This is a genomic window from Pandoraea sp. PE-S2R-1, from assembly GCF_002179865.1.
GTDB lineage: Bacteria > Pseudomonadota > Gammaproteobacteria > Burkholderiales > Burkholderiaceae > Pandoraea.
Map to the genome: position 1 here is coordinate 1 of NZ_NGUR01000182.1, position 306 is coordinate 306.

The 306-nt window shown below is 63.1% G+C and carries 1 protein-coding gene; it reads left to right on the plus strand.

The features are described 5' to 3' along the window. A partial coding sequence (locus CDV44_RS28245; RefSeq protein ID WP_170936149.1) for a hypothetical protein occupies positions 1 to 306 on the plus strand: 306 nt, incomplete at both ends.

Genomic DNA, 306 nt, shown 5'->3' on the forward strand with positions numbered 1-306 from the left:
ACGCTGGGCGGTACTAACACCGTCGTCGGCGACATGACGCTCGATGGCGGCAACGTCGTCATCAACGGTGCTACGACGGCGTCCAAATCCTTCACTGTCACGGCAACCGGTGCGCTCGATGCGAGCGGCGGGCAACTCTTCGTCACCCAAGACGCGAAGCTGAGTGGCGCGCGCATCGACACGGGCGCGATGATCGTGGGTGGCGCGCTGGATGTGACTGCCACGCAGTGGATCAAGACGCATGGCCTCGCGCTCATCAATGGCGCGACGACCTTCGATACAGGCGCAGGAACGTTCACGAATTCG